This is a genomic window from Lampropedia cohaerens (assembly GCF_001005215.1).
GTDB classification, from domain to species: domain Bacteria; phylum Pseudomonadota; class Gammaproteobacteria; order Burkholderiales; family Burkholderiaceae_C; genus Lampropedia; species Lampropedia cohaerens.
Genome location: NZ_LBNQ01000025.1, coordinates 1 through 26,673, shown reverse-complemented (window position 1 = coordinate 26,673; position 26,673 = coordinate 1). Strand labels below are relative to the sequence as shown.

General features: G+C 63.4%; 24 protein-coding genes. 16 read left to right on the top strand and 8 right to left on the bottom strand.

Annotated features, from left to right (window positions below; all coding sequences use genetic code 11):
• Positions 1 to 218: 218 nt before the first annotated feature.
• From puuE to AAV94_RS08410, 6 genes are all read left to right on the top strand, one after another.
• Positions 219 to 1,172, top strand: coding sequence for an allantoinase PuuE (gene puuE / locus AAV94_RS08430; RefSeq protein ID WP_046741887.1), 954 nt, complete (start codon positions 219 to 221; stop codon positions 1,170 to 1,172).
• Positions 1,169 to 2,977, top strand: a complete 1,809-nt coding sequence (uraD, locus tag AAV94_RS08425; RefSeq protein ID WP_269430773.1) for a 2-oxo-4-hydroxy-4-carboxy-5-ureidoimidazoline decarboxylase — start codon at positions 1,169 to 1,171, stop codon at positions 2,975 to 2,977. Before puuE ends, uraD begins: the two co-directional genes overlap by 4 nt.
• A 27-nt stretch (positions 2,978 to 3,004) precedes the next feature.
• Complete coding sequence (locus AAV94_RS08420) at positions 3,005 to 4,246, top strand: M20 family metallopeptidase (protein WP_046741886.1); 1,242 nt, start codon at positions 3,005 to 3,007, stop codon at positions 4,244 to 4,246.
• Between the two features lie 111 nt (positions 4,247 to 4,357).
• On the top strand, positions 4,358 to 4,567 hold the full coding sequence (locus tag AAV94_RS14870) for a hypothetical protein (protein ID WP_156454382.1): 210 nt from the start codon (positions 4,358 to 4,360) through the stop codon (positions 4,565 to 4,567).
• A 46-nt stretch (positions 4,568 to 4,613) separates the two neighbouring features.
• Positions 4,614 to 5,135 (top strand): sigma-70 family RNA polymerase sigma factor, encoded by a 522-nt coding sequence (locus AAV94_RS08415; RefSeq protein ID WP_046742041.1) that lies wholly within the window; start codon positions 4,614 to 4,616, stop codon positions 5,133 to 5,135.
• Between the two features lie 8 nt (positions 5,136 to 5,143).
• On the top strand, positions 5,144 to 6,208 hold the full coding sequence (locus AAV94_RS08410; RefSeq protein ID WP_046742040.1) for a FecR domain-containing protein: 1,065 nt from the start codon (positions 5,144 to 5,146) through the stop codon (positions 6,206 to 6,208).
• 230 nt (positions 6,209 to 6,438) lie between these two features.
• On the opposite strand, the gene AAV94_RS14865 is transcribed toward AAV94_RS08410, so the two are convergent.
• Positions 6,439 to 6,624, bottom strand: a complete 186-nt coding sequence (locus tag AAV94_RS14865) for a hypothetical protein (protein ID WP_156454381.1) — start codon at positions 6,622 to 6,624, stop codon at positions 6,439 to 6,441.
• Between the two features lie 89 nt (positions 6,625 to 6,713).
• Here AAV94_RS14865 and AAV94_RS08405 point away from each other — a divergent pair, with 89 nt between their 5' ends.
• The 4 genes from AAV94_RS08405 (at position 6,714) to AAV94_RS08390 (ending at position 14,079) form a co-directional block, all read left to right on the top strand.
• Positions 6,714 to 9,287 carry a TonB-dependent siderophore receptor gene (locus AAV94_RS08405; protein ID WP_046741885.1) on the top strand — a complete coding sequence of 858 codons (2,574 nt, stop codon included), beginning with the start codon at positions 6,714 to 6,716 and terminating at the stop codon, positions 9,285 to 9,287.
• Between the two features lie 428 nt (positions 9,288 to 9,715).
• Complete coding sequence (locus tag AAV94_RS08400; protein WP_046741884.1) at positions 9,716 to 10,660, top strand: hypothetical protein; 945 nt, start codon at positions 9,716 to 9,718, stop codon at positions 10,658 to 10,660.
• 164 nt (positions 10,661 to 10,824) lie between these two features.
• A complete protein-coding gene (locus AAV94_RS08395; RefSeq protein WP_197408041.1) occupies positions 10,825 to 12,486 on the top strand; it encodes a hypothetical protein in 1,662 nt (553 codons plus the stop codon).
• A 75-nt stretch (positions 12,487 to 12,561) separates the two neighbouring features.
• Positions 12,562 to 14,079 carry a surface lipoprotein assembly modifier gene (locus tag AAV94_RS08390; protein ID WP_052754982.1) on the top strand — a complete coding sequence of 506 codons (1,518 nt, stop codon included), beginning with the start codon at positions 12,562 to 12,564 and terminating at the stop codon, positions 14,077 to 14,079.
• Between the two features lie 91 nt (positions 14,080 to 14,170).
• Here the strand turns inward: AAV94_RS08390 and hslO are convergent, their stop codons facing one another.
• Complete coding sequence (gene hslO, locus AAV94_RS08385) at positions 14,171 to 15,154, bottom strand: Hsp33 family molecular chaperone HslO (protein ID WP_046741882.1); 984 nt, start codon at positions 15,152 to 15,154, stop codon at positions 14,171 to 14,173.
• A gap of 63 nt (positions 15,155 to 15,217) precedes the next feature.
• The gene (locus tag AAV94_RS08380; protein ID WP_046742038.1) at positions 15,218 to 15,745 is read right to left on the bottom strand and encodes a gamma carbonic anhydrase family protein; all 528 of its coding nucleotides are present in this window, start codon (positions 15,743 to 15,745) and stop codon (positions 15,218 to 15,220) included.
• Positions 15,746 to 15,858: 113 nt separating this feature from the next.
• Here AAV94_RS08380 and AAV94_RS08375 point away from each other — a divergent pair, with 113 nt between their 5' ends.
• Positions 15,859 to 16,710, top strand: a complete 852-nt coding sequence (locus AAV94_RS08375; protein ID WP_084824834.1) for a ferritin-like domain-containing protein — start codon at positions 15,859 to 15,861, stop codon at positions 16,708 to 16,710.
• A 55-nt stretch (positions 16,711 to 16,765) separates the two neighbouring features.
• Here the strand turns inward: AAV94_RS08375 and mntR are convergent, their stop codons facing one another.
• On the bottom strand, positions 16,766 to 17,230 hold the full coding sequence (gene mntR, locus AAV94_RS08370; RefSeq protein WP_046742036.1) for a manganese-binding transcriptional regulator MntR: 465 nt from the start codon (positions 17,228 to 17,230) through the stop codon (positions 16,766 to 16,768).
• A gap of 174 nt (positions 17,231 to 17,404) precedes the next feature.
• Between mntR and AAV94_RS08365 the strand changes: the two genes are divergently transcribed.
• From AAV94_RS08365 to AAV94_RS08350, 4 genes are read left to right on the top strand one after another with little or no spacing between them, the layout of a single operon-like run.
• On the top strand, positions 17,405 to 18,340 hold the full coding sequence (locus AAV94_RS08365) for a metal ABC transporter substrate-binding protein (protein ID WP_046741881.1): 936 nt from the start codon (positions 17,405 to 17,407) through the stop codon (positions 18,338 to 18,340).
• A complete protein-coding gene (locus AAV94_RS08360; protein ID WP_084824833.1) occupies positions 18,337 to 19,302 on the top strand; it encodes a manganese/iron ABC transporter ATP-binding protein in 966 nt (321 codons plus the stop codon). Before AAV94_RS08365 ends, AAV94_RS08360 begins: the two co-directional genes overlap by 4 nt.
• Before the next feature lie 29 nt (positions 19,303 to 19,331).
• Positions 19,332 to 20,204 carry a metal ABC transporter permease gene (locus tag AAV94_RS08355; RefSeq protein WP_046741880.1) on the top strand — a complete coding sequence of 291 codons (873 nt, stop codon included), beginning with the start codon at positions 19,332 to 19,334 and terminating at the stop codon, positions 20,202 to 20,204.
• A complete protein-coding gene (locus tag AAV94_RS08350; RefSeq protein WP_046741879.1) occupies positions 20,204 to 21,046 on the top strand; it encodes a metal ABC transporter permease in 843 nt (280 codons plus the stop codon). The genes AAV94_RS08355 and AAV94_RS08350 overlap by 1 nt, the downstream gene beginning before the upstream one ends.
• Positions 21,047 to 21,073: 27 nt before the next feature.
• Here AAV94_RS08350 and AAV94_RS08345 read toward each other — a convergent pair whose 3' ends face one another.
• The 4 genes from AAV94_RS08345 to gap form a co-directional block, all read right to left on the bottom strand.
• Entirely contained in the window at positions 21,074 to 22,507 is a 1,434-nt protein-coding gene (locus AAV94_RS08345) for an alpha,alpha-trehalose-phosphate synthase (UDP-forming) (protein WP_046741878.1), read from the bottom strand.
• A gap of 14 nt (positions 22,508 to 22,521) precedes the next feature.
• The gene (gene otsB, locus AAV94_RS08340) at positions 22,522 to 23,331 is read right to left on the bottom strand and encodes a trehalose-phosphatase (RefSeq protein ID WP_046741877.1); all 810 of its coding nucleotides are present in this window, start codon (positions 23,329 to 23,331) and stop codon (positions 22,522 to 22,524) included.
• Between the two features lie 4 nt (positions 23,332 to 23,335).
• Positions 23,336 to 24,403 carry a glycosyltransferase family 4 protein gene (locus AAV94_RS08335; RefSeq protein WP_046741876.1) on the bottom strand — a complete coding sequence of 356 codons (1,068 nt, stop codon included), beginning with the start codon at positions 24,401 to 24,403 and terminating at the stop codon, positions 23,336 to 23,338.
• 514 nt (positions 24,404 to 24,917) lie between these two features.
• On the bottom strand, positions 24,918 to 25,919 hold the full coding sequence (gap, locus tag AAV94_RS08330) for a type I glyceraldehyde-3-phosphate dehydrogenase (RefSeq protein WP_046741875.1): 1,002 nt from the start codon (positions 25,917 to 25,919) through the stop codon (positions 24,918 to 24,920).
• A gap of 330 nt (positions 25,920 to 26,249) precedes the next feature.
• Between gap and AAV94_RS08325 the strand changes: the two genes are divergently transcribed.
• Positions 26,250 to 26,673 (top strand): IS5 family transposase (locus tag AAV94_RS08325; protein ID WP_046741874.1); only part of this gene is annotated, 424 nt, incomplete at its 3' end.

Genomic DNA, 26,673 nt, shown 5'->3' with positions numbered 1-26,673 from the left:
ACAAAGGCAGTGCGCGCGGCCAGGCGTGATCCTTGCAGGTCAGCTGGCCGCAGACGCGGCAACGCTGTCGCGGCCTTCGCGGTTCCCCGTGCGGGCCGACGCGTACCATTGGTTGCTCTGCAACGCTTTTCATTGTTTTTTTGATCGCGGTGGCGCGGTGGTGTGGCGGCGCGCTGCGACCGACGCTGCGGCCGCGCCCGCATTTTCGACGTTTTTCCATGACTTACTACGACAGCACTGCCACCTATCCGCGTGACCTTGTGGGATATGGCAGAAATCCGCCCCAGGCGCAATGGCCCGGCAAGGCCCGCATTGCCGTGCAGTTCGTGTTGAACTATGAGGAGGGCGGTGAGAACTGCGTGCTGCACGGCGATGCTGCCAGCGAGCAGTTTCTCTCGGAAATGTTCAACCCTGCCGCCTATCCGGCACGCCACATGAGCATGGAGGGCATCTATGAGTATGGTGCGCGCGTGGGCGTGTGGCGCATCCTGCGCGAGTTCGAGCAGCGTCAGCTGCCGCTGACGGTCTTCGGCGTGGCCACCGCGCTGCAGCGCAATCCGGATGTGCTGGCAGCGTTTCGGGAGGCTGGCCATGAGATCGCCTGCCACGGCCTGAAGTGGATCCACTACCAGGACGTGCCGCAAGAGCGCGAGCGCGCCGACATGCAGCAGGCCATGGCGCTGATGCAGCAGCTCATGGGTGAGCGCCCGCTGGGCTGGTACACCGGACGCGACAGCCCGAACACGCGTCAGCTGGTGGCGGACTACGGCGGCTTTCTCTATGACAGCGACTACTACGGCGACGACCTGCCGTTCTGGATGCTGGTGCAAAAGTCCGATGGCACCAAGGTGCCGCAGCTGATCGTGCCCTATACGCTGGACTGCAACGACATGCGTTTTGCGCTGCCACAGGGCTACTCGCATGCCGAGCCGTTTTTTGCCTACATGCGCGATACCTTTGACGCGCTGTATTCCGAAGGGGCAGAGACGCCGCGCATGATGAGCATCGGCATGCACTGCCGGCTGCTCGGGCGGCCCGGGCGCATCGTGGCGTTGCAGCGGTTTCTTGACCACATCGCGCGCTTTGATGGCGTGTGGGTGGCGCGGCGTGTCGACATTGCCCGCCACTGGCATGCCACCCATCCGTTTGTTTCCGGAGCATCCGCATCGTGAGTCTTGATCCTTCCCTGTCCCACCCGTTATCGCTGGCAGCGCTCAACGCCGCAGCGCCGGCCGAGGCCTCGGCCATGCTGGCGGGTATTTATGAACATTCCCCCTGGATTGCCGAGGCCGCTATCGGCGCCCGGCCCGCGCAGGGCTATGCCTCGCTGGCGGCGCTCAAGCGGGCGCTGGTCGAGGTCGTGCAGGCAGCGCCGCGCGAGCGCCAGATGGCCTTGATCTGCGCCCACCCCGAGCTGGCCGGCAAGGCGATGCAGGCCGATGCGCTGACGGCCGAATCCACTAACGAGCAGAACAAGGCGGGCCTGACTGCCTGCACGCCTGAGGAACTGCAGCGCATCCAGCAGCTCAACGCCGACTACCGTGCACGCTTTGGCTTTCCGTTCATTCTTGCAGTGCGCGGCCCGCGTGGCGACGGCCTTTCCAAGGCGCAGATACTCGCCACCTTCGAGCGGCGTCTTGCCAACCATCCGGATTTCGAGTTCGACGAGGCGTTGCGCAACATTCACCGCATTGCCGAGCTGCGCCTGAACGACCGCTTTGGCTACACGCCCGCGCAGGGCAACGCCGCGTGGGACTGGCTGGAGCAGCTGGCCCAGTTCAGCGAGCCGCCCTATGCCGAGCGCGGCGAATTGACGGTGACTTACCTGAGCGAGGCACACCGCGCCTGCGCCCAGCGGCTGTCGCACTGGATGCGCGAGAGCGGCTTTGACGATGTCTCCATCGACGCCGTCGGCAACGTGGTGGGGCGCTACCGCCCCGCGCAGGACGGCGCGCCCTATCTGCTGACCGGCTCGCACTACGACACCGTACCCAACGGCGGCAAATACGATGGCAGGCTGGGCATCGTCGTGGCCATGCAGGCGGTGGCGCGGCTGGCCCATGCGGGGCGTCGGCTGCCTTTTGGTATTGAACTGGTGGCCTTTGCCGAGGAGGAAGGCCAGCGCTTTCCCGCCACCTTCATTGGCTCCAGCCCGCTGGCCGGGCGCTTCGATCCTGCTTGGCTCGAACTACGCGATGCGCAGGGCATCAGCCTGCGCGAGGCGATTCAGGGCGCAGGTTTGAGCGTCAGCGGCATTGCCGGCCTGGCGCGCAACCCGGCAGACTATCTGGGCTATGTGGAGGTGCACATCGAGCAGGGCCCGGTGCTCAACGCGCTGGGGCTGCCGCTGGCGGTGGTGACATCCATCAACGGCAGTCTTCGCTACGTCGGCGAAGTGGCCGGCCGAGCCAGCCACGCAGGCACCACGCCGATGGCCGCGCGCCATGACGCCGCAGCGGCGGTGGCCGAATGGATGCTGGCGATCGAGCGTCGCGCGCTGGGCGATGGCGATTCCGTGGCCACCGTGGGCATGCTGGAGGTGCCCAATGGTGCCGTCAACGTGATTCCCGGGCGTTGTCGCTTTTCGCTGGACCTGCGTGCGCCGACGGACGCCCAGCGCGATGCGCTGGCCAGTGACGTGTTCAAGGAACTGGAGCGCATCTGCCAGCGCCGTGGTGTTAGCCACACCGTGCGTGAGACCATGCGCGCTGCCGCCGCGCCCAGTGCGCCGACCTGGCAGCAGCGCTGGGAACGCGCCGTTGCTGCCCTTGGTCTGCCGGTGCATCGCATGCCCAGCGGCGCCGGTCACGACGCGATGATGCTGCACCAGATCCTGCCGCAGGCGATGCTGTTCGTGCGCGGTGAAAATGCCGGCATCAGCCACAATCCGCTGGAGAGCTCGACAAGCGATGACATCCAGCTCGCCATCGACGCCTTCAGCACCTTGCTGGAGGACGCGGTGCAGCAACCCCGCTGAAAAACGATGGACCTACCACCGAGAGACATGACAAACTCCGCCAATCAAGCCCTCTACGCGCAGCTCGATGCCTGGGTGGACGCCCATTTTGACGAGCAGGTCGCCTTTCTCCAGGAACTGGTGCGCGTGCCCACTGATACGCCGCCGGGCAACAACGCGCCGCATGCCGAGCGCACGGCCGAGCTGTTGCAGGCCATGGGGCTGGACGTTGAAAAGCATCCTGTTCCTGATGAAGCGGTGCGGGCGCAGGGCATGCAGTCCATCACCAACCTCATCGTGCGGCGCCGCTATGGCCAGGGACGCACCATCGCGCTCAATGCGCATGGTGACGTGGTGCCCCCTGGCGAGGGCTGGCGGCATGACCCCTATGGTGCCGAAATCGAGGACGGCTTTCTCTATGGCCGCGCTGCCGCCGTTAGCAAAAGCGATTTCGCCACCTACACCTTTGCCACGCGCGCATTGGAGGCCGTCGCCAGACCCAGCCAGGGGGCGGTGGAGCTGCATTTCACCTATGACGAGGAGTTCGGTGGCGAGCTGGGCCCTGGCTGGCTGCTGCGTCAGGGGCTGACCAGGCCGGACCTGCTGCTGGCAGCTGGCTTTTCGTACGAAGTGGTGACCGCCCACAACGGCTGCCTGCAGATGGAGGTGACGGTGCAGGGCAGGGCAGCGCATGCGGCCATTCCCGACACCGGCGTCGATGCCCTGCAGGCGGCCGTGCACATCCTGAGCGCACTCTATGCGGAAAACGACCGGTTGCGCCAGCTGCGCTCGCAGGTGCCAGGCATCACTCATCCCTACCTGAACGTCGGGCGCATCGAAGGCGGCACCAACACCAATGTCGTGCCCGGAAAGGTGGTGTTCAAGCTCGATCGCCGCATGATTCCCGAAGAAGACCCGGCGCAGGTGGAGGCGCAACTGCGCGCCTTGATCGAGGAAAAAGCCGCCGAGTGCGCCGGTGTGCAATTGGAACTGCGCCGCCTGCTGCTGGCCCACGCCATGCAGCCACTGCCGGGCAATGCCCCGCTGGTGCGGGCGCTCACCGCGCACGGGCAGGCCGTGTTCGGCGAGGAGATACCGGTCAAGGGCACTCCGCTGTACACCGACGTGCGCCTGTACGTGCAGCATGGCATTCCCGGCGTGATCTATGGCGCTGGCCCGCGCACGGTGCTGGAGTCCAACGCCAAGCGCGCCGACGAGCGCCTCGCCCTGGAAGACCTGCGCCGCGCCACCAAGGTGGTGGCGCGCAGCTTGCTGGATCTGCTGCAGTAATCGTGGCCGCGAGGTCCTCGCACTTCGCGCCATCGGTCCGGGGACTGCGTGGCAAGGCCTGCTTTGACGCCGTCCTGGCGCTGGAGTTGGCGCGCCCGAAGGAGACCAGGCATGGCCGTGGAACCTGGACTTCGCCCCAAGACTGGTCAGGCCGTGCCAATCAGGTTTTATGCCAGCCGTTCTATCGGCGATGTAGCCATTTGTATCAAAGCAACCTGTAATAATGGCAACCGCGCGAATGCCAGCCTGCCGGCACCCCCGTGTTCGATGCTGGCTGACAGCCGCGCATTCACCCCAGCCATGATGCATATTGCTTTCTAGCCAGTGGCGCTTCGTTGCGAATTCATCGCTCTTGCCGAGCATGCAGATGCAAGTTTCCACATCTTCCGATCTGATTGCTGCGCTGTACCAGCAAAATGGTTCGTGGTTGCAGTCCTGGGTACAAAGACGGGTGCAAAACTCCGAGATAGCCGCGGAGCTGATGCAGGACACCTTTGTCCGTCTGCTCGCCCGACGAGTTCCCGCCGAGCAATTGCAGCAGCCCCGCGCCTACCTCTGCACCATTGCCAAGGGCCTGGTCAACGACCACTGGCGCCGACAGGTCATCGAGCAGGCTTGGCTGGAGACCCTAGCGGCGCTGCCACCGCAAATCCTGTCTTCCGAAGAAGAGCGTCTGGCTGTCTGGCAGACGCTCCAGGAGCTCGATGCCATGCTGGCGACACTGCCTGAAATGGCGCGCCATGTGTTCCTGCTCTCGCAGATTGAAGGGCTGACCTACAAGGACATCGCGCAGCGCCTGAAGATCTCCGAGCGAACCGTAAAGCGTCACATGGAGCGGGCGTTCGAAGTCTGCCTCACAGCCATGCTGGCATCTCAGAATTTGGCTTGATGGTGTTCATGGCAGATTCCGACTCTCCGGGCCAAAATGCAGGTGCCACGGGCGTCACACCTGCCAGAGATCCGGCGCACGTTATCCGCGAGGCAGCGCAATGGCTGGCGATCTTGCATTCGGGACAGGTCACTGCGTGTCAGCAGCGCGAATTCCAGGCATGGTGTGATGCGCATCCAGCGCACCGTCAGGCGTGGCAGGCGGCTCAGCAGCTCAGCGGCAAATTCGGCAGCGTGCCTGCCGCACTGGCCTTGCCCGTGCTGACGCCAGCCTGCCGCCCGTCACGTCGGGCGACGCTCAAATCCATCGCAGGCGTTGGAGTCATCGGCGCACTGGGCTGGCAGGTACACCGCCACCAGCTCTGGCAAACCTGGCAGGCAGATTACAGCACTGCCGCAGGCCAGCAGCAGAGGGTTGTTTTGCCCGATGGCAGCCATATTGTGCTCAACACCGCCACGGCGATGGACCTGCGTTTCAATCGCAGTGAACGCAGCCTGCTGCTCTATCGGGGGGAGATCATGGTGTTGACCGCGAAAGACACGCAAATACCCTCCCGGCCCTTCATGGTGCATACGCGGCAGGGGCGTATGCAGGCACTTGGTACGCGCTTTGCCGTGCGTATTCTCTCGGCAGCTGTCGCTGGTCCATCCATCCGGGAATCTGGCGCAACGCCTCCCGCATGGGCGCCGGAAGATACAGTGTGCGCGCTGCATGTGCTGGAGCACGTGGTGGCCATCACGCCACGCAATGGTACGGCAGCGCTGCATGTCCATCCGGGCCAGCAAGTCTGGTTCGACCAGCACCATGTGTGCCGCGGGGGCAGCCCCGTGTCGGCGTCCCCCAGTTGGATAGATGGGGTGCTGTACGCCGACGACATGCGACTGGATGATTTCCTGCGTGAGCTGGCGCGCTATCGCTCGGGTGTGCTGCAGTGCGCGCCGGAAGTTGCGGGCCTGCGCCTGTCCGGCGCGTTTCAGCTTGATGACACGGAGAAGATTCTTTCAGCACTGGCCAACACACTGCCCATCCGCATTCGCCGCCTGCCTTACTGGACGCGCATCGAAGCGCAATGATGACGCTGCCTGCGGCGGGGGCATTCACGCAACGATAGCCGCTTGCCCCTCGCCATTGCACCACCGCTGCCATGGCGAGCGCGGCAAGGCAATCGCCATTCCTGGCAGAGCGAGTTTGGCAGTGATGGCGAAGCTGCCGCCGTCCAGGCAGCCTTCATGGTGGCCCGCTTTCTGCGCGGTGGAGTGCTATCCCCGCAAGTGCAGGAACAAGACATGCTACAGTTCTTGTTTCATATCGATACAAAAAAGAGCGGCCAGCCTGGCACTTTTCGGGGGCCTTGTTCGGCAAGAGGAGTAATAGCGCTTTGCGCGCTGCGGGTTACATCGTGCTTGGAATTGCTGTATTCCAGGCGGTGCAACCAGGCATAACCGAAGAACTTGCCGAATCCTGGCAACCAGCATGAAGAAAACTGCATTTTTAGATGTTATCGAATCTCATTCGCATGTTGATGCGCGTTATTGTTCTTTTTCTTGTGCGAGCCTTCCGCTGCGGTCAACATGTTCCGTGCTTCTGCTTGCACTCGTCGGCGCCATCGGCCTGGTGCCAGCGCCCGGTCATGCACAGGTGCCGGTCGGGAGTGTCAGCCAGCGCAGCACATTCAATGTGCCTGCCGGCAGCCTGACACAGGCGCTGACACAGTTTGCCGGGCAGGCGGGCGTCAACCTGTCTTTCTCGCCGGAACTGACCGCAGATCTGCGCAGCAATGGCCTGCAGGGCCAATACACCATCGAACAGGGTTTTGCGGAGCTGTTGCATGGCACAGGGCTTGAGGCGTTGCCCATCGGAAGTGGCGAATACACCTTGCGCATGCGACAGGTTGCCCGTCAGGCGGCAACCACCGCAGACGCCGATACGTTGCCCGAGGTCACCATCGCCGCAACGCTCGATTCGCCGCAGGCCATCGAATCTGCCACCCAATACACCGTCAGCCAGAGCAGCTCTGCGGCCAAGCTGGATCTGGCGCTCAAGGAAACGCCACAGTCCATCAGCGTCTTTACCGAAAAACTCATTCAGGACATGAACCTCACCAGCATCGATGCGGTCCTGTCTGCAGCGCCAGGTGTTACGGCGATCGAGAACGGCGTTCCCGGTGCAGGCCGGGTCGAGTACTACTCGCGCGGCTTTGCCATCAACAGCTTTCAGATCGATGGCCTGATGACCGATGGCGCTGCATTCGGCGCCCAGAACAATCAGAGCAACCGCACGGCAGTGGGCATGCAGGATGCCTTCCTCTACGAGCGCATCGATATCATTCGCGGCTCCACGGGCTTGACAACAGGGCAGGGCGATCCATCGGCCAGCCTCAGCTTCGTGCGCAAGAAGCCGCTGTTCGAGCGCCAGATCCTGGCCAACCTGCAATACGGCAGCTGGGGCAACAAGCGTGCCGAGCTCGATTTTTCCTCCCCGCTCAATGAAAGCGGCACCTGGCGTGGCCGCATCGTTGCCACGGGCGACCATGGCAATGCGTACATCGATCGTGTCAAGCACAGAGGCACGGCGCTGTATGCAATCACCGAGCTTGATGCCACGCCCGTCACCCGACTCACGCTGGGAGCAAGCCAGATCAAGCGCCGCATCGATGGCGCGGGCCCACACGGCATCCGGCGCACCACCAACATCAGGAATCCGAATACCGAACTGGGGCGCAGCTTCAACAATGCGACGCGGTGGAGTTACCGCGATTTCGACTACCGCAACATCTTCGCCAGCATCAATCACACGTTTGCCAACGACTGGCAAATCGTTGGCGCCTACAACCGCTTTGATAGCAAGAGCGACCGCCTCTATGGCGCGATGGGCACCCAGTGGTACTTCCCCCACTGGGACGTTGCCAGCTACCTCTGGGGCCGCGAGCACTATGACAACGCCACCAACGCCTTTGACGTCTACCTCAAGGGCGACTTCGAACTGCTTGGCCGCCAGCACGATTTCGTCATTGGTGCGAACCAGACCAAGTCCGATCGCACCAATTACAACTATCTGCCCGTAACGAGTGGCCCCATCCGGCCCAACTCGCAAGCGCAGGTTGATGATCCTAACCACATCATGTGGCGCACCGAGGGCTGGATACGCCCGAGCCTGTGGAACGACGGCAACATCGGCTTGCCCGCACTCGACCTCCCCAACTGGAAGCTGACCGGGGTGAACGCATCCTGGGACACGCCCTACAGGATCTCCAACTTCAAGCAAGTGCAAAAGGGCATTTATGGCTCCGTGCGCCTGCGCCCGCTTGAACGTTTGCAGGTCATTCTCGGCGCTCGCTACGGCAAAGGGGAGCGGTTCGTGAGCCAGCCCACCACCCTGCAGCCCTACGGCGGCCTGATCTACGAGCTGACGCCCAGCGTCAACGCCTATGTCGGCTACGCGCGCGTTGAGAAGCCCAACGCCTTCGAAATGGACTATGCCGTTGACGCCAATGGCGACTGGCTCAAGCCGCTCAAGGCCGACACCATCGAGGCCGGTTTCAAGGGCGGGTTTTTCGACAACCGCCTCAATCTTGCAGCAACGTATTTCACGATGACGCAGGACAACTATCCGATCGAGACCAATCGCTATGTCGAGTATCCCCGGGATTCCGGCGTCTATGTTCCGGAATATGTAGGCCTCAACGGTTACAGGGTCTACGGAGTCGAGCTGAACGCCGCCGGCCAGATTACCCCCCATTGGCAGATCATGGCTGGCTATGTGCATCAGCGTCAGAAAATGCCCACGGATTTCTGGGGCATTGAAACGGGCGAGGATTTCGAGGCGCAGTTCTTCTTTCCGAAAAACTCGTTCAAGATATTTACCAGCTACGACTTTGGGAGCAGCCGCCAATTCACCATTGGTGGCGGTGCTTACTGGCAATCTGCCGGGCGCAATAATATCCAATATATCGGGGATGACGGTGGCCGCTATTACTGGTGGCAGGGCAGCTATGCCCTCTATAACCTGATGGCCCGCTGGCGCATCGATAAAAACATCACGGTTGGCGTCAATGTGCGCAACCTGTTTGATAAGAAATATTTCACGAATTCCAGTGCAAGCAATTATGGGATGCCTCGCAGCGTGACTGCCAGCGTGAACATGAAGTTCTGATAAGCATTTTCAAACTTCTGGTGTGCCTGAAACTTCGTGACACAGGAGGTCAATGCATGCCTGAATGATGGTGGGAATCACTGCGGGAATGTGTGTGCCAGCAGGTCTACTTAGGGTTGATGTTTTGAAGGTGCGAGTTTTTATGTTGTTTCCATGGAGTGCATGAAGATGGTGTTGATTTGTTCGAGTGATATGTGTTTAAGGAAATTGGAAACTCATTAACTGGCAGTGCTATCAACGGCAGTCACGTACCCTGTCATCCCGCAAATGGCCCCACGAAACAATTGAAGCAGCCCTGCATGACGGCATTTTCCGAATGTCAGGCTGCCCAGGAGTTTGATGCCAGAAAAGGCATCAAGCAGTCGCCCGTGGAATGCGTGCAAACCGCAGGGCATTTAGTTGGTAGCTCTCTTTCAAGGAGAAATCGTATGCAACGCAAATCAGTTCGCCTCTCTCTGGTCGCCATGGCCGCCTTTGCCGCCATCGGCGGAGCGCAGGCCCAGTCCTACCTCAACGTTGACTTCAACGGCACCCAGAACATTGCGGGCGATACCCCGGCGTTTCGCGGCTCGTTCACGTACAACGGCGTGACCTATGGTCCCAGCACTGCGGTGGCCAATCCCGCCACGGGCGTTCCCGCACCCACGGTCAACAGCCTGAATCTGGCAACCTTGCCAATCAACACGCTGGTTGCGACCGATGAAAACGGCGTCAAGCTCGGCAACACCGGCACCTACAAATACGCCGATGGCACGCCTGGCAACGCCGTGGTGTACCGCTTCTACCGCCAGCAGTACTCGGGCATCGTCGGCAACCTGACCAAGGGCGCCAACAACGAGCAGGAAGAGCGCAAGCACTTCGTCAAGGCCATCGTTGGCCAGGGCACGGCGTTAGCTGCACTGGATACGTTGGAGGAAGATAGCTACACCTACAGTGGTATTGCGTTCACCAATTTCCCGATCGGTGACTTCTCCTACACGGTCGACCTTGCCAGCAAGACCGGCTCGGGCTCGTTCACGCTGGAAAACCTGCTGGTGCCTGCCGCCTGGGTTGGCGAATCCGGCCTACCCAAGCGCCTGGATGTCGGCGGCACGCTGGGCACCGCCAGCTTGGTGGCGGATGCCAACGGTATTGTCGGCTCGGCCGGTGTCGAAGGCGGTGCGGTAACGGCCGGTGCGAAGAATCCTGACGATGCCAGCCAGGTTGCGCTGTGGAATGCCATCGTCGACAACAGCTCCACTACGGTGGATCCCAAGTACTACCTCAATTTCTTCGGAACCAATAGTGGTACTGACGTGGCCAAGGAAGTCGCCGGCACCATCATTGGCCTGCCCGAACGCATTGGCGGCGTAGCCATCATCGGTACCCGTTGATCGGCGCTTGAACCCCACGGTCCCGCTGCCCGTCCAGGGGCGGGACTGTTTTCGGCGTTTCGGTGCCCCCGCAAAACCGCATTCATCTCTCGTACATCAAGACCATGAACCATTCGATAACCTTTCCTGGCGCAAAGGCGCTGACTTCCCTGGCCATTGCGCTGATGCTCGCCGCCTGCGGTGGCGGTGGTGGCAGCGATGATGTTGCCGGTGGCGGGAACGAGCCCGCTCCTCCTGCCCCGCCTAGCGGCACCACCCATACGCTGACCGTGCAGGTCCAAGGCCTGCCCGAAGGTGCGGCTCTGCCCATCCGCTACGGCGATCTCAGCGAAAGCCTTTCTGCTAGCAACGACCGCCTTGCCATTCAGGCCAGCGGCACCACCCGCATTGCGCTGGGCAAGCTGGAGTTGACCACTGAACAGCCCTATCTGGTGCAATGCGCGTTTGCCGAGCCGCTGGCAGGCACGCTGCAGTCCGACGGCAGCCTGCAGGCCAGTTTCAGTACCGACGCCACGCAGACGGTGGAGTGCAGCCAGAAGATTGCCCTGGTGCTGCAGCAAAGACATGTGGTGGCGCCCGCCAACAAGGGCAGCGGGCTGAATGTGCTCACCGCCAACCTGGATGGCTTGCAGGCGCAATGGCTCTCTCCCCCGCTGATGGTCAACAAAAACACTATCAACAACCGCGTATCCGCGTTGATGAACAACGAGTTGTATGTGTCGGCCTCGGAGGATGACATCAACAGCCCCACTGGCGTTGAACTGCGCGCCACCGATGGGGTCACAGCCCGCCTTGTCAAGGACATCAACACGGCTGTGAACGCCGGCGTTGGCGCAGGTTCCGATCCCGGCAGTCTGGTGGCATTGGGCAACAAGCTCTATTTCTCGGCCGAAGCAGGCCCTGGCGGTACCACTCTATGGGTCAGCGACGGCACCGAGGCCGGCACCCAGCAAGTGCTGTTGCAAGGGAATGCATTCATCAATCCTGAAGGCTTGACAGTTGCGGGCGACAAGCTGTTCTTCCGCTCGCAAGCCAAGGTGTACGCCATAGATAAGAGCGGCACTGTGACGGATCTTGGTCTGACCCAGACCGCAGGCAGCTTCAGCGTCGTGGGCGACCGTATTTTCTTGACGGATGACACTGGTTCTCAGTGGTTCAGCGATGGCACGGTGGCTGGTACCAGGGAATTCCAAGCCGCGTGGTTTAACAGTGCTCCAATTGAATTCAATGGCGAGCTGTATTTCAGCGGAGCAGCCACCAGCGGGGAGACGGCCAAACTCCATGCGATCAAACCCGACGGCACAGGTTTTCGACTGGTCAAGGACGTCATACGTGTCTCCCCTCGGTTTGTGCTGGGTGACAAGCTGCTCCTAACTGTCAACCAGCGTGGTGTTACAGGTTCTGAATGGTGGGTCAGTGACGGCACCGAGGCGGGTACGCAAATCATCAAGGATGCGATCCCCGGCCCTGGTGGGCTGGCGCCTGAGAAAATCTTCTCTTTGGGCGAACGGCTGGTATTCGTAACCAAGGAAGGTGAAGCCGGTAGCCAAGCTCCGTATTACATCTGGACCACCGATGGGACGGCTGAAGGTACCAAGCGCCTGTCCGCTGAAGGCGTGGAAGCCTTCGCCACGAAGAACATCTTCAAAGGCTGGACTCAAGTCGGACCTGGGCATGCCGTATTTCAGATTCATGAAGGCGGCTTAAACAGCAATGTCGCCAAGCTTTGGATTACTGACGGAACCCCCGAAGGCACCAAGCCTCTGCTGGACAAGAATGGCCAGCAGTTGGAGGCGTACTCGCCGGGGACGCAATATGCGCTCTGATGACGGAGCAAAGCGGCTTTGTGCAGGCCGCAGTGTTTGTCATTTCCTGTTCGTCGCTTTGCCGATGCGTTCCTTATGTGCTTGAAGCGCTGGCCGCTGGCCCTTTCTGCGTCGTATGTGTTGCTGGTCGTTGCGGCGCAGGCGCAGCCCGCAGTGCCCGCGGCCCCCGTCGCGCCGTTGGCAGTGCCGCAGGACGACACACTTCTGCTGCAACAGCAGCCGCAGCTGCAGCGCAGGCCGCAGCCAGGCAGGCCGAGCATGGGCTATGGGGCTGATGGTGCGCAAGGCCTGCCGCAGGTCACCGATGATGACCTGCGGCGCGACCGGTCCCTGACCGAGCGCGTCATCGAGCAGGCCATGCTGAGCGGCGACTGGGCTACGCTGGAACATGTGATGGGTTTCTATCCAGCCATGTCCGGCGCCGATCCGCAGCTGGTCGACTTCGTGCTGGGCGCGCTGGCCCGGCGCGATGGCCGCCATGCGGAGGCGATTGCGCGCTACCGGCGCATGCTGGAGCGCGATGCCACGCTGAGCTATGTACGGCTGGATCTTGCGGGCATGCTGATGGAGGACAAGCGCTACAAGGAGTCAGGCCGCGAGCTCGATGCCGTGCTCAAAGACATGCGCCTGATACCGGCTGCCCGTACGCAGGCGCAACAGCAGCGACAGGCGCTCAGGCGCCAGCAGCGCTGGTCTGGCAACCTGGGGATGGGCTGGGGCCTGAGCAGCAACCACAACCAGGGAACGGACAACGACACACTCTATCTGCCCATTGGTCGGCTGCCCGACGGCACGCCGCTTTACTGGGCCTTGCCCAAGGACCCGGGCGACATGCCGCATGGTTCTGGCGGCCCTCGGCTGGAGGCCAGTGCCGGGCGTGACTTCAATCTGGCAGGCCACCATTTCCTGACGCTGGGGGCCGCGCTGGATGGCGCAGCCTGGCTGCGTGACTCCGATTACAACCGTGTGAATGCCAGCCTGCGCGCCGGTTACAAGTGGCAGAACGTGGATTCGTGGCTGGGCGCCTCGCTCATCGGAAACCAGATGTGGTTGGGCGGCAAGCGCTACAGCGGTGGCGCGGGGCTGAGCCTGGACGCTGGCCGCTGGCTGACGGGGACGGTGCAGGCCACGGGGAGCCTGACCTGGTTGCGCCGCCACTACGCCAGTGACCGCTATATCAACTACGAGGGGCACCTGCGCGCCGTATCGGCGAACCTGAGCAAGGTGTTTTCCTCCAGATGGATTGCGTTCGCGGGCGTGGCCTTGCAGGACGAGGATGCAAAAGGCGCAGAGGAGTCTTCACTGCGCAAGACGATGCAGATGGGCGGCTTGTACAGCGCGGCCAACGGTCTGACAACGCGTGCCAGCGCCCGCTACACACGCCGCACATTCGGCGCACCCTACAGCCTGTTTCTGCTGCGCGAGCGCCGCGATGAGGAGTACGCGCTGGACATCTCACTGTGGAACCCGCGCTGGGACATGGGAGGTTTCGTGCCCAGGCTGAACGTTGGCTACCTGCGCGTCAAGAGCACGCTGTATGCCTATCCTCGCACGGAGCGGGAGCTGTCCTTCATGCTGGAGAAATCGTTTTGACGGGCCGTTGCAAGGCCCTGCGCATCATGACAGGCATGATACGCTGGTGCCGTCACAAGTCACGCCTTCATGAGTGCGCCTTGCATCGCCGTCAATGCCGCCGTTCATCCTGCGGCGTAGCCAGCGGGTTGAACAGCTGGACGGCATCGACGGCGTCGAAGTGGTACTGCGCACCGCAGAATTCGCAGCCTACCTCGATGGGCTGGCGCTCCTGCAGCATTTCCTCGATTTCCTCGCGCCCCAGGCCGCGCAGCATGGCGGCCACGCGCTCGCGGCTGCACTGGCAGCCAAAGTGCGGCATCATCTCGCCCGTATCAAGCGCGGCCAGCGGTTCCTGCCAGAACAGGCGTCGCAGGATGGTTGCAGTATCCAGCGTCAACAGTTCGTCGCGCTGGAGGCTGGCGGCCAGCGTGGCGATGCGGTTGTAGTCCTCATTGGCGCCCAGCGTGTCGGCTGCCTCCGTTTCCTCGCGGCCTGCGGCAAGGTTGTTCTTGCCCTTGATCGGCATGCGCTGCACCATCAGGCCGGCGGCAACCTTGTCGTTGGCTGCCAGCACCAGCACAGTGTCGAGCTGTTCGGACTGGCGCATGTACTGCTCCAGCACCTGCGAGAGGGTACTCAGGGTTTTTCCGCTTTCGTCCTGCAGGGGCACGATGCCCTGGTAGGGTCGGTAGCCTGGGCGCTTCTCGTCGGCATCGAGCGTGATGGCGCAGCGCACCTGACCGTTGCCTGTCAGCGCGGCGATGTCGGCATCAGCGGGCAATGCGGCTGCGCCCGGACCGAGCTGGGCGGTGGCGCGCAGGCGCAGGTCGGAGGAGACTTCGGCGACGGCCAGCCGCAGCGGCGTGCCGCCCTGGATCTGCATCACCAGTGCACCCTCGAACTGGATCGCTGCCTGCATCAGCACGCCGGCAGCGGTCATCTCGCCGAGCAGGTGCTGCACCGCCTCGGGGTAGGCGCCCGTCTCGCTGTTGGCGGCGCGGCGGGCCAGCATGTCTTGCCACGGCGCGTCAATACGGACGATGGCACCGCGCACGGGCAGGCTTTCAAAGAGGAATTTCTGGAGTTCGGACATGAGTCAGGCGGGGCGGTGCGTCGTAATGGACAGCCACCGCATATGGTGGCGTATCGGATGGTTTCAATCCTCGACGGGCTTGAGCGCCTGGCGAAAGCGCCGGGCGTTGTCGATGTAGTGCTGGGCGCTGGCGCGCAGCGCTTGCTGTTCGTCGGCGGACAGCGGGCGCACGACCTTGGCAGGGCTGCCGAGAATCATGCAGCCATCGGGAAATTCCTTGTTTTCGGTGATCAGCGCGCGCGCGCCGACCAGGCAATTTCTGCCGATGCGTGCACCGTTGAGGATGACAGCGCCTATGCCGATGAGTGACTCATCGCCGATGGTGCAGCCATGCAGCATGGCCTGGTGACCGACGGTCACGTGTGCGCCGATGGTCAGGGGCTTTCCAGCGTCAGCATGCAGTACGCTGCCATCCTGGATGTTGCTGCCTTCGCCGATCTGGATATGTTCCATGTCACCCCGGATCACTGCACCGAACCAGACACTGCTCTGTGCGGCAAGGCTGACGCGGCCCAGAACGGTCGCGTTGTCGGCCACCCAGGCACTGGTGTTGATGCTGGGGCGGGTGCCATCAAGTTCAAAAACGGCCATCGGATGTCTCCTTGCGATGTAGGTGGCGGCGCTGCCGCCGATGGGCAATTATGGCGAGTTCCGGCGGCGGGCTGCCGCAGCGCGGCTAGTGTGCGCCCCTACAATTGCGGCGCATGAGCGAGCCTGTCATCACTTCCGATCTCCCCATTGCCGAACACGGTGGCGAATGGCGCCAGCTGGCGCGCGCTCTGCTGCACATTGAGGATGCCGATGCCAAGGCCCGTCTGGCGCAGGCCCTTTACGAGGGGCGCCACCAGTTGACGCTGGATGCCGATGCCACGCTCGCGCCGCCGCAGCCCGATACGCCCACCATGCCGCGCGGGCTGCAGCTTGCGCCACATACCGAGGTGGCGCGGCGCTCGCCAGCGACCCTGCACGGCCGCGCCGTGCTGGTACACGCCATCGTGCACATCGAGTACAACGCGATCCACCTCGCGCTGGATGCCGTCTGGCGCTTTGCGGGCATGCCGCAGGCATATTACGAGGACTGGCTGCGCATTGCCGCCGAGGAAGGCAGGCATTTCCAGATGCTGCGCGCACAGTTGCGGGCGATGGGGTATGACTACGGGGACTTCCCCGCCCATCAGGGGCTGTGGACCATGTGCGAGAAAACCAGCGGAGACATCGTCGCGCGCATGGCACTGGTGCCGCGCACGCTGGAGGCGCGCGGGCTGGATGCCACGCCGCTGATCCAGCAAAAGCTCGCGCACGTTGACACCGAAGATGCGCGAGCGATTTCCGCGATTCTCGATGTGATCCTGGAGGAAGAAGTGGGCCATGTGGCCATTGGCAACCACTGGTACCGCTGGCTGTGCGCGCAGCGCGGGCTGGACGCCGAGGCGCTGTATCCGCAGCTGGTGGCGAGGTACGAGGCACCGCGCCCCAAGCCCCCACTGAATCTGGCCGCGCGCCGGCAGGCCGGTTTCAGCGAGGCGGAGCTGGACTACCTGGAGTGGGGTGGCTGAGGCGTTTGCCGCCGTGTCACTGGGGTTCTCAGGCTCTGACTGAATCGGAAGGCGCTCAATCCCGCTGGTGGTGCTGGTCGAGAAAACGCTGGAAGGCTTGCAGCGTGGCTTCGCTGACATGGTGTTCCATGCCTTCGGCATCGCGCCGTGCACTGTCGGCATCAACGCCTAGCGCCAGCAGAAACGATTCCACCAGCTGGTGGCGTTCGCGGCTGTACTGCGCCATCGCCTCGCCCTTTTCGGTCAACTGGGCGCCCTGGTAGGGGCGCAGCGCCACATACCCTTCCATCTCCAAGCGCTTGAGCATTTTCGCAACCGTTGGCTGCGCCACACCCAGACGCTCGGCGATCTGCACCTGACGCGCCTCTCCGGTGCTGAGCAGCAGGTCGGAAATCAGTTCCACATAGTCTTCGATGAGCTCCAGCCGATGCGCCTCGCGCACCTGCTGGAAGCCTTCCAGCTGCTGCGAGGCATCAGGCAGCTCGGCACTGGCGAGCATGGGCTGTGGATCACGGGTCATGGCAGAGATCATGCAAATCGTACGCAACCAGTCATTGTAGGGAACCCGGACTGGCGCAGGGGGTTTGTACGCCGTCTTGTCGACAGGTATAGCCTTAGCTATACTCTGATTTTTTAGCACTGGCTATACTTTTGCGAGGATGGCCGGACGAAACCTAAAGATGGAGGTGACCGAATGCGGCAACTGTTGAACAGGGCGGGATGGATCCGTGCGATGCTGTGCATCACGCTGGCGGCGTTGGCGCTGCTGGTTGCAACCGGTCAGGCTCGTGCCGATGAGGGCAAGTTCAAGGTGGTCACGACCTTCACGGTGATCGCCGACATGGCCAGGAATGTGGCCGGGGATGCGGCGGTGGTGGAGTCCATCACCAAGCCGGGCGCCGAGATCCACGAGTACCAGCCCACGCCCGGCGATCTGGTGCGCGCGCAGGGCGCGCAGCTGATTCTGTGGAATGGCATGAATTTGGAACTCTGGTTCGAGCCGTTCTTCCGGCGCCTCAAGGGCGTGCCCAGCGTGGTTGTCTCCGAGGGGGTCGAACCGATCGGCATTGGCGATGGCCCCTATCAGGGCAAGCCCAATCCGCATGCGTGGATGTCGCCCAGTGCGGCGCTGATCTATGTGGACAACATCCGCGACGCGCTGGCGAAGTACGATCCGGACAATGCGGCCACCTACCACGCCAATGCCGAGGCCTATAAGCAGAAAATCCAGGCGGCGGTCGGTCCGATCCGCGATGCGCTGGCGCAGCTGCCGCCGCAGCGGCGCTGGCTGCTCACCAGCGAGGGGGCCTTCAGCTATCTGGCGCGTGACTTCGGCCTCAAGGAGCTGTATCTGTGGCCGATCAACGCCGACCAGCAGGGCACGCCGCAGCAGGTTCGCCGCGTCATCGATACCGTGCGCAAGGAGCAGATTCCGGCCATCTTCAGTGAGAGCACCGTCTCGCCTGCGCCCGCGCAACAGGTGGCGCGCGAGACCGGCATCCATTACGGCGGCGTGCTGTACGTGGATTCGCTCACCGACGAGAGCGGCCCGGTGCCGACCTACCTGGACCTGCTGCGCGTGACCTCGGAGACGATCGCCAAGGGCTTGATGTTCGGAGTACAGCAATGAGTCTGACCACTTCGCGCGTGCAAGCCAATCAGGACGAGCAGGACCTGCCCGCCACTGGCCAGCCGGCCAGCGTGGATGCGCGCAGCGGCATCGCCGTGGACGGCATCACCATCACGTACCGCAATGGCCATACCGCACTGCGTGATGCCTCGTTTGCTACGCCGACGGGCAGCATCACCGCGCTGGTGGGCGTCAATGGCAGTGGCAAGTCCACCATGTTCAAGGCCATCATGGGCTTTGAACGGCTGGTTCGAGGCCAGGTGCGCGTGCTGGGCCTGCCGGTGCGCGAAGTGGTGCGCCGCCGCCTTATCGCCTACGTGCCGCAGAGCGAGCAGGTGGACTGGAACTTCCCTGTGCTGGTCGAGGATGTGGTGATGATGGGCCGCTATGGCCACATGGGCGTGCTGCGTGTGCCGCGCCGCGCTGACCATGACGCCGTGCAGCAGGCGCTTGAGCGCGTGGGAATGCTGGCGCTGCGCCAACGTCAGATCGGCGAGCTCTCGGGCGGCCAGAAGAAGCGCGTATTCCTGGCGCGTGCGCTGGCGCAGGACGCACAGGTCATCCTGATGGACGAACCGTTTACCGGTGTGGATGTGAAGACCGAGGAGGCGATCATCGCACTGATGCGCAGCCTGCGAGACGAAGGGCGCGTCGTGCTGGTGTCGACCCACAATCTGGGCAGCGTGCCGGAGTTTTGTGATCGCACGGTGCTGATCCGTGGCACCGTGCTGGCCTATGGCCCGACCACTGAAGTGTTCACCCGCGAGAACCTGGAGCAGGCCTTCGGCGGCGTGCTGCGGCATTTCGACCTGCCGAATGCGGACGACCACGTTGGCCAGGCGCCGGCGGTAGTGGGCATCATGACCGACGATGAGCGTCCGCTGGTGTTGCTTGACGGACGCTCTTCGGTACGTGGCCAGCGTACGCCGCCTGCGCCACAGCGGCGCGATGGCTCTGACTGACCGCGGTCAGGCAATGACAGGGAATCTGCATGGACTGGCTGTTGGAACCGTTCTCCTACCGCTACATGGTCAACGCCATGTGGGTGTGCGCACTGATTGGCGCGGTGTGCGCCTTTCTCTCGTGCTTTCTGATGCTCAAGGGCTGGTCGCTGATCGGCGATGCGCTCTCGCACGCCATCGTGCCCGGCGTGGCTGGCGCTTATCTGCTTGGGCTGCCGTTTGCTGCCGGGGCATTCTTTGCGGGTGCGTTGGCAGCGGGCACCATGGTGTTTCTCAACCAGCGCACGCGCCTCAAGGAAGATGCCATCATCGGGCTGGTCTTCTCGTCGTTCTTCGGCCTGGGCCTGTTTCTGATTTCGCTTGCGCCAGCGAGCGTGAGTCTGCAGACCATCGTGCTGGGCAACGTGCTGGCCATCACGCCAGGCGATACCTTGCAGCTGCTGCTGATCGGCACGATCACACTGGCAGTGCTGCTGCTCAAGTGGAAGGACCTGATGGTGATGTTCTTCGACGAGGTGCACGCCCGCACCATGGGCTTGCCGGTAACCGTGCTGCGCGTAGTCTTCTTCGCGCTGCTGGCAGGCAGTGCCGTGGCGGCGATGCAGACGGTGGGCGCATTTCTTGTCATCGCGCTGATCGTCACGCCGGGAGCGACCGCCTATCTGCTCAGTGACCGTTTCGGGCACATCATTGCCATTGCAGTGGCCATCGGCGTGGTCACGAGCTTTCTGGGCGCCTACAGCAGTTATTTCATAGACGGTGCAACCGGCGCGGTCATCGTTCTGCTGCAGACGCTGCTGTTCCTGCTCGCATTCATGTTCGCGCCCAAGCATGGCCGACTGGCGGCACGCAGGCGTGCTGCAGTGGGAGCGCAGGCGGATGCAGTGGGGGAGGGGCTGTGATGGACTGGTGGATGCCGTTTCAGTTCGATTTCATGCGCCAGGCGCTGTGGATGGCGGCCATGATCGCCGTACCGACAGCATTGCTGTCCTGCTTGCTGGTGCTCAAGGGCTGGGCGCTGCTGGGCGATGCCGTGGCGCATGGCGTGTTCCCGGGTATCGTGCTGGCGTATCTGCTAGGCTGGCCGTTGGCAATAGGGGCGTTTGCGGCCGGCATGGTCTGCGCGGTGGGGGCGGGCTACCTCAACCAGAACAGCCGCATCAAGCAAGATACGACGCTGGGCGTGGTCTTTTCGGGCATGTTCGCGCTGGGCCTGCTGCTGTACGTGTGGATCCGCAGTGACGTCCATCTTGACCACATCCTTTTTGGAGACTTGTTGGGGGTTACTCCACAGACGCTGTGGCAGAGCGGCGTGATCGCGGTGCTCATCACACTGGCAATTGTGGTGAAGTGGCGTGAGCTGCTGCTGCATGCGTTCGATCCCATCCAGGCGCGCACGCTGGGGCTGCGCACCGGCCTGCTGCACTATGGCCTGCTGGCGGCGGTGACGCTGGCGGTGGTTGCCTCGCTGCAGGCGGTAGGGTTGGTGTTGTCGATCGCGCTGCTGATCGCGCCCGGCGCCATTGCCTATCTGTGCGTGCGCACCTTCGCGCGCATGCTGCTGGTGGCGGTGCTTGTTTCGGTGTGCTGTGCGGTCGGCGGCGTCTACGCCAGCTTTTTCATCGACAGTGCGCCAGCGCCCACCATCGTGCTGCTGCTGGCCGCCACCTTCCTGCTGACGTTCGCCTGGAGCCAGTGGCAGGTGCGTCGCCAGCGCCGCGTGTCGGCGCAGCTGCCGCACTGACGGCAGTTCCCGCGCGGATGGCGGGTGTCAGTGCAACATCTGCGATGCCGGGATGACCAGTGGCTGGCGCAGCTGGACGGGCGCCAGATCCCGCAAGAAATGACGGCACCATTGCGTCTGGCTGTTGTGCTGCAGCACCTGCAGCATGTGCTGATGGCGCTCGCGCCGCTGCGCCAGCGGCATGTCCAGCGCGCGCGCCAGCGCCGCCGCCGTGGCCGCATGGTCGTAGGGGTTGACCAGCAGGGCCGCCTCCAGCTCGACGGCTGCACCGGCAAACTGCGAAAGCACCAGCACGCCGGGGTCATCCGGATTCTGGGCCGCAACATATTCCTTGGCGACCAGATTCATGCCGTCGCGCAGCGGCGTGACCAGCCCCACGCGCGCCTGGCGGTACAGGCCCATCAGGGCTGAGCGCTCATAGCCCTTGGTCAGGTAGCGCAGCGGCAGCCAGTCCAGTTCCGAGAAGCGGCCGTTGATGCGGCCTGCGCTGGCGTCGAGCTGTTCGCGGATGCGCCGGTAGGTGGCTACATCGCCACGGCTGGGCGGTGCGATCTGGATGAACTGGACCTTGCGCCGGTAGTCGGGGCGCTGCTCCAGCAGGTGCTCGTAGGCGCGAAAGCGCTCGGGCAGGCCCTTGGAGTAGTCCAGCCGGTCCACACTGAGAATGGCCTGGCGGCCGCTGGCGCGCGCAGCGGCGTCGAGCAGGTGGTGGCGCGACTGCTGCGCCATTGCCTGGATCTGGGCCACGTCCACGCTGATCGGGTAGACGCCGGTGCGCACCAGTCGCCCGCCGAATGCCAGCAGATAGGGGCTTAGCGGTTGGGCCTCGCGCTGCTGGTACAGGTAGTCGATGCAGGCCAGGCGGTCGCGCTCGGTCTGAAAGCCCAGCAGGTCATAGCCGCGCAACATGCGCAGCAGCTCGCGGTGGGGAGGAATGGTCTCGACCACCTGCGCGGCGGGAAAGGGAATGTGCAGGAAAAAGCCGATGCGGTTGGTCACGCCCAGCTCGCGGCAGGCCTGTGCGAAGGGGATCAGGTGGTAGTCATGCACCCACAGCACATCGCCATCGCGCAGCAGGGGCCGCAATGCGCGCGCCAGCGCGCGGTTGACGCGCAGATAGCCCGCATACGCGCATGGGTCGTAGCGCGCCAGATCGCTGCGGTAATGAAAGCTCGGCCACAGCACGCCATTGGCAAAGCCGCAGTAATAGTCTTCATAGTCCTGCCGGCTCAGCGGCACGGTCGCCAGCGTGATGTCTGCGCCCTGGCCGGCGAGCGGGTGCAGCTGCGGGCTGGCCTGGCCGAGTGGGGCCGCAGCATCGTCGACTTCGCCATTCCAGCCGAACCAGATGCCGCCCACGTTGCGCAGGGCATCCAGCACGCCGCTGACCAGGCCGCCGGGTGCGGCACGGCCCGGCTGTGGTGGAGCCACGCGGTTGGAGACGATGATGAGTCGCTTCATGGTCGGTTCCTCCTTCAGATCGTTGATGCCGGCGGCGCGGCGGTTGCGGAAACGGGGGCGGCGGCGTGCGTGGCAGCCTCAAGCTGCTGGTGCAGCCAGTGCTGCAGGGCGGATGGGTCGGCCAGGCGCCATTGCCCCTGTGTCGCGCCTGTGCCGATCTTGATGCCGATACCCCCCAGGGCCTGTGCGGCCGCGAAGCCGTCCTCGTCGGTGCGGTCATCGCCCACGCACAGCGGGATGCGGTCCTTGAATGGCGTGTTGCGCATCAGCAGGCGCAGCGCCGTGCCCTTGCTGGCCGATGCGGGCCGCAACTCCAGCACGCACTTGCCATGCAGCAACTCGTAGCCATTGCAGGTGGGCAGCAGCGCCTGCATGGCCGCCTCCAGCGCGCTGGCGTGGTGCGGTGCCTGGCGGTAATGCAGTGCCGCGGCGCATTCACCCTTGTTCTCCAGTAGCACGCCGGGGTGGCACTCGGCCAGGTCCTGCAGGCGGGCCAGCACGGTATACGGCAGGCGCGCGGTGGCGGCCATGCGGGTGCGGTCTGCAATGTGCAGCTGCAGGCCGTGCATGCCGGCGCAGGGCAGGCGCAGTGGCGCGATCAGCGGCTGCAGGTCTTCCAGGGAGCGGCCCGTGAGAATGGCCACGGCGCCACCACTTGCCGCCTGCAGCCGCCGCAGCAGCCCTTTGCGTGCAGCCGGCAGCGACACCCTGTCCGGGCGCGCCTGCAGCTCGGCAAGCGTGCCATCAAAATCGAAGAACCAGGCGTAGCGCGTCAGGGGCAATTCCAGCCGCGGCGGTGGTGCCTGTGCGTGGGTGCTGGGCATGGCCTTATCCCACCTGCAGCAGTGGCTCCGTCTGTTCCGTGGGGGCCAGCAGGCGTCGGTAGAGCGATTCATAGCGCTGCGCCATGCTGCGTGCGGAAAAGCGCCGTTCGAACACGTCCCGGATGCGCACCCGGTCGGCGCTGGCAGCCTGCTCGATGGCGCGCACGGCGTCGTCTTCACTGTCCACCACCCAGCCGGTGATGCCATGGTCGATGACTTCCGGCACCGAGCCGCAGCGCCACGCGATGACCGGCGTGCCGCGCGCCATCGCCTCGATCATGACCAGCCCGAATGGCTCGGGCCAGTCGATCGGGAACAGCAACGCACGGGCGCCGGCAAGGAATGCGGTCTTGTCCGCATCGCCGATCTCGCCGATGAACTCGATGCCGGGTTGCCGCAGCAAGGGGCGAATCTCGGTCTCGTAGTAGTGGCGATCGGCCGCATCGACTTTAGCTGCGATCTTCAGCGGCAGGCCTGCCTTGCGGGCGATGGCAATGGCGCGGTCGGGGCGTTTCTCCGGTGAGATGCGGCCCAGGAAGGCAAGGTAGCCGCCGTCCGCCGGCGCCTCGATGCGCGTGGGGGCAGCAATATCCAGCCCGTGCGGGACGGTGGCCAGCCAGTTGGCAAAGGGCAGGGGGTGGCGCTGGTGCTGGCTGATGGAGACCAGTGCAAACTGGCGCCAACGGCGGTAGGTTTCGCCCAGATCCTTCAGATCGAGCCGGCCGTGCAGGGTGGTCACGGTGCGCGCGGCGACGGACTCGAACAGCGGGAAGTGAATCAGGTCGGTGTGAAAGTGCAGGATGTCGAACTCGTCCTGGCGCTCGCGCAGCATGTGCAGCATGTTCAGGTGCGCAGCCAGATCGGACTTGAGCGGGTTCGGATCCAACCGCAGCGGCTGGTCGCGGCAGGCGACCAGCACCGCGCGCGTTCGCGCACCGGCGGCGGCAAAAAGCGTGACCTCATGCCCCAGCTGCGTCAACGCGTCCGTGAGATGGGCCACCACGCGTTCGGTGCCGCCATACAGACTGGGGGGAACGGCTTCGTACAAGGGGCTGATTTGCGCAATTTTCATCAACGAATCTCCTGCAAGAAAAGTGACAAGAAAAGCGGCAAACGGGTGAAAGCTTGCAAAACTCCGTCACCGGGCAGGAGCCATCGAAGATGCGGGCGCACGGCCATGTGTCGCATGTGGCGATCGGCCTTGGGACGACGGGATTTTGCAGGCCTTCTCCAGCCAACTCCTGCACCGGCGCTGCAGCGGCAGACGGTGTGCAGGCGACAGGGGAGAAGCTGCGGTGCGCGCGCGACCTGCAGGCGATGTCGCCCCGTTCCATTCGCAGAGCAAGATGCCGGGGCTGGTCAAGGTGCTCGCCGAAACGGTAGCGATCCGTACACCCGGGCCGACCCGGCAGCCGGGGCATCGGCACATGCGATGGCCCCGGGCCCACGGACAGGCAGCGTGCGCTTTGCAATAGTGCGGTCGACAGTGGTGTTTTTCAAGTCCGCGGTGGCCAGACGTGAAAAAAGCTGGCGTCAAGCCAGCTTTTCTATGCGGCAGGCGGACGATGCCGCCGGGTGCCAGAGGCTTACTTGGCGGCCACCACGCGTGCCAGTTCCAGGCACTTGTTGGAGTATCCCCACTCGTTGTCGTACCAGGACACCAGCTTCACGAAGGTGCCATCCAGGGCGATGCCGGCCTTGGCGTCGAAGATCGAGGTGCGTGCGTCGCCGCGGAAATCGGTGGCGACCACGGCATCTTCGGTGTAGCCGAGAATGCCCTTGAGCTTGCCTTCGGACTGGGCCTTCATCTCGGCGCAGATCTCCTCATAGCTGGCGCTTTGCTCCAGTTCGACGGTCAGATCGACGACCGAGACGTTCGAGGTCGGCACCCGGAACGACATGCCGGTGAGCTTGCCCTTGAGCGCGGGCAGCACCACGCCCACGGCCTTGGCAGCGCCCGTGGAGGAGGGGATGATGTTTTCCAGAATGCCGCGGCCACCGCGCCAGTCCTTGGAGGAGGGGCCGTCGACGGTTTTCTGCGTGGCGGTAGCGGCATGCACCGTGGTCATCAGGCCGCGCTTGATTCCCCATTTGTCGTTGAGCACCTTGGCCAGCGGTGCCAGGCAGTTGGTGGTGCAGGAGGCGTTGGACACAATCGGCTGGCCGGCATAGCTGGCACAGTTGACGCCGCGCACGAACATCGGCGTGTCATCCTTGGACGGTGCGGACATGATGACTTTCCTGGCGCCGGCATCAAGGTGCTTTTGCGCCGTTTCCTTGGTCAGAAACAGGCCGGTAGACTCGATCACCACGTCCACATCGATCTCGCCCCATTTCAGATTGGCCGGATCACGCTCCTGACTCAGGCGGATCTTTTTGCCGTTGACGATCAGGGTGCTGCCCTCGACCTGCAGGTCGCCCTTGAAGTGACCGTGCACGCTGTCGTACTGCAGCATGTAGGCAAGATAGTCCGGCTCCAGCAGGTCATTGATGCCGACGATTTCAATATCGTCGAAGTTCTGCACCGCCGCGCGCAGCACGTTACGGCCGATGCGGCCAAACCCGTTGATGCCTACCTTGATCGTCATGTCGGAGATTCCTTGTGGATGAAGTCAATGGAAGCCGCGGCGCGCCTCGCATGACGGCCGGCCGCGTCTGCAAACCAGCCGCCATTTTAGGCACAGGCAGCAGCAGCGCCGCAATGGGGGGATCACTGCACCCCGGTTGGCGCGCCTGCACCGCTGCCTCAAGCGGTTTTCCGGGGAGAAAGATAGGGATTTGGATAGTTTCAAGAATGAGAATGAGTTAATTTAACTAGAATAGCCGCCCATGATGAATTCCTGCCCAAATGATGGGGATGGCACCGCCCGGCTGGGCGTTGTTGCACAAACGTCCCGAGTCTGTAGGCTAGCGCACCCATGACCAAGCCCGCTGCCGCCCAATACCGCAGCACCAACTGGAAAGATTACAACGCAGCCCTCAAGGCCAGAGGCTCGCTCTCGGTCTGGCTGGATCGTGCCATGCAATGGCACGGCCAGCCCACCGGTCGTCGCGGTCGATCACCGACGTTCAGCGATGCCGCCATCCAGTTCTGCCTGACCATCAAGGGGCTGTTCGGCCTGCCGTTGCGCCAAGTCATCGGTTTCGTGCAGAGCCTGATGCATCTGGCGGGCCTGGATTGGCCCGTGCCTGACTACAGCACGGTCTGCCGCCGCCAGAAAACGCTGACCGTGAACATCCCCTATCGCCCCAGTCGTGGTGGCTTGCATCTGCTGGTCGACAGCACCGGCGTGAAGATGCTGGGCGAAGGCGAATGGAAAACGAAGAAACATGGCTCGGAAT